Origin of the sequence: Erwinia sp. V90_4 (genome assembly GCF_029967685.1) — a bacterium.
Classification (GTDB): Bacteria; Pseudomonadota; Gammaproteobacteria; order Enterobacterales; family Enterobacteriaceae; genus Erwinia; species Erwinia aphidicola.
Genome location: NZ_JASCAQ010000018.1, coordinates 1 through 1,950 on the forward strand (window position 1 = coordinate 1; position 1,950 = coordinate 1,950).

Here is a 1,950-nt window from a genome sequence, read left to right on the forward strand (position 1 = left end):
CAGCTTGATGAGGTACTGGAACCTCTACGTTTCTGGCGAACAGACACGAATGAGGGCAAATTTCGGTATTATATGGAATACGAGTATCAGACTGAGCTCAGGAGTCTTTGCGAAGTTTGCGAACTGGCTTATTCACAGGCATGTAAAGTTAGGAAATGCCCACTGATTCTCGTCGAGGACAAAAATCGCAACTGCCGTAGCCTTGACGACTAAAGCGCGTTTGATGACTGGGTGTCATCGTCAGCCGCACTCAGTGAATACGGCTTGCGATGTCACCAGTTTCCGCCAGCAGTTTCAGACTCACCAAAACAGCAGGGCCACAAAGCCCGGTCGGGTGTACGGTGGGTTTCTGCCCGCAGTTCTCGCATGCGACTCGCCAATTTTTAGCCCCGTTAAAAAGTGGCGCTTGTTTCTTCTCCTTCTTTTCTTTGCTCATTGTGATTCTCCCAGTGCTTTGGCGATGGCCCATTGCGATTCAATTTTAAGATGAGTCAGGATGTGGCCTGACTCGACGATTTTTTTCAGAACAGAAATAAGCTCAGGCGCAGCGGAAATTAAATTGGCGTCCCCGCGCTGATAAACTGTGTCGCAAACGCACTCCCCATCATCACCGAAAGTCACTTCAAGGTGAGTCAGAGATTCGTTATTCCAGTGCTGGCCAATTACATTTACCTTCCACGGACCAGGCGTAAATTCCTCTTTCATCCAACCCTCCACTTATCCCACTGCTCTTTATTGAGCGTTACAGCCAGCCTGTTATCAGCTCGCTCACCGTTGTCTTTTAACTTCTCAGCACGCCATGAGTAGCCGCAGGCCTGTGCTGTGACGCGCCACTTACCATCTTTGCGATTGACTATCATGGTGTGCTCCGGGCGTAAAAAAGGCCGCCTGGTGGCAGCCTGTTATCTGAATCGGTTGCGGTAGGATTCCTTTGCCATAGCCCGCGCTCGTTGCTTTGTGTGTCCTTTCCTGGCTAGCGATGCTGCTGCGCCATCAATCCACATTTTTTTGGCCTCCTTACTGCTTCGTGAGTCGATATCTGACAGACCATTGCTATTCATCTCTCACTCCTGCGGCAGCGCCGCTGTTAAATCGAAATATGACTGAATCTATTGGTAATCGATTTCCTTACTGTCGCCATTGCAGATGATTTCAGCCCCGAAATACCAGTGGTGCCACATTGCGCTTTCAAGCGTAATAAACTCATATCGCATATCCATCTTTCACCTCACCGTCACTGATTCAAATGGTTTGCGATATCCGGCTGCATAGTGCGCAACATCCGGTATGCAAATAGGCCCATCGATTGCCGGGCTACGTTTGAACCGCTTTTCTAAGCGCTTTGTGGCCCGCTTAATCTGCATACCGTAATCCTCACCATTCACGGCCCGCGCCACTTTAGCCGTGCAGCCCTCTGACAGCTTCGTGAATGCTGCCTCAAGCTTCCTTGCCATTGCCCGGTCAGCGTCACACAGAGCTTTGTATGCTGCGTAATGCTCACCACGTTCACGCATCCGGCGTGACTTGCTGTTTTCTTTCCTGCGTTTAAAGACGATATCAACCATGTTAACCTCCCAATTGACTTAGCGATGCATGGCATTGCTAAAGCAACTCCTTAAACCCCCGAGCGGTCCCGGGGGAGTAAGCAGGGCTGGCACTCACATATCAATGAGCCACCCTGGCGCCAGGCAATTTTTAATTAGTCTTCGCTTTTAAATGTTGTCATTTACATACATCCTCCTATCTCTATATGCCGCGTCATATCGCCAGCGGCTTGGCTTTGAAATTGACTTTGGCGATTGGATGGCCGGTACTGATTTCCGGCTTTCTGGGTGGCACTAAACCAGACCTTGTGCGGCATCACACCGCGCATACCATCTATCACTGCGCATAGCGACTTAGGTTACGATCCTGGTGCGCATCAGCCTGCGCATTCATCCAATCCCAAAG

Annotated in this window: 5 protein-coding genes; 1 reads left to right on the top strand and 4 read right to left on the bottom strand. The window is 50.2% G+C overall.

Going from position 1 to position 1,950, the window contains the following annotated elements:
• A partial coding sequence (locus tag QLG07_RS02525; protein ID WP_282468397.1) for a hypothetical protein occupies positions 1–213 on the top strand: 213 nt, incomplete at its 5' end.
• A 37-nt stretch (positions 214–250) separates the two neighbouring features.
• On the opposite strand, the gene QLG07_RS02530 is transcribed toward QLG07_RS02525, so the two are convergent.
• The 4 genes from QLG07_RS02530 to QLG07_RS02545 all read right to left on the bottom strand — a co-directional run bounded on the left by QLG07_RS02530 (position 251) and on the right by QLG07_RS02545 (position 1,565).
• Positions 251–436, bottom strand: coding sequence for a hypothetical protein (locus tag QLG07_RS02530; protein ID WP_282468398.1), 186 nt, complete (start codon positions 434–436; stop codon positions 251–253).
• Entirely contained in the window at positions 433–705 is a 273-nt protein-coding gene (locus QLG07_RS02535; protein WP_282468399.1) for a hypothetical protein, read from the bottom strand. The genes QLG07_RS02530 and QLG07_RS02535 overlap by 4 nt, the downstream gene beginning before the upstream one ends.
• Entirely contained in the window at positions 702–860 is a 159-nt protein-coding gene (locus QLG07_RS02540; RefSeq protein ID WP_282468400.1) for a hypothetical protein, read from the bottom strand. The genes QLG07_RS02535 and QLG07_RS02540 overlap by 4 nt, the downstream gene beginning before the upstream one ends.
• A 363-nt stretch (positions 861–1,223) precedes the next feature.
• Entirely contained in the window at positions 1,224–1,565 is a 342-nt protein-coding gene (locus QLG07_RS02545; protein WP_282468401.1) for a hypothetical protein, read from the bottom strand.
• Positions 1,566–1,950: the final 385 nt, after the last annotated feature.

Coding starts and splice junctions, on each gene's coding strand:
- QLG07_RS02545 (WP_282468401.1), bottom strand. CDS start 1,565: ATGGTTGATATCGTCTTTAAACGCAGGAAAGAAAACAGCAAGTCACGC.
- QLG07_RS02540 (WP_282468400.1), bottom strand. CDS start 860: ATGATAGTCAATCGCAAAGATGGTAAGTGGCGCGTCACAGCACAGGCC.
- QLG07_RS02530 (WP_282468398.1), bottom strand. CDS start 436: ATGAGCAAAGAAAAGAAGGAGAAGAAACAAGCGCCACTTTTTAACGGG.
- QLG07_RS02535 (WP_282468399.1), bottom strand. CDS start 705: ATGAAAGAGGAATTTACGCCTGGTCCGTGGAAGGTAAATGTAATTGGC.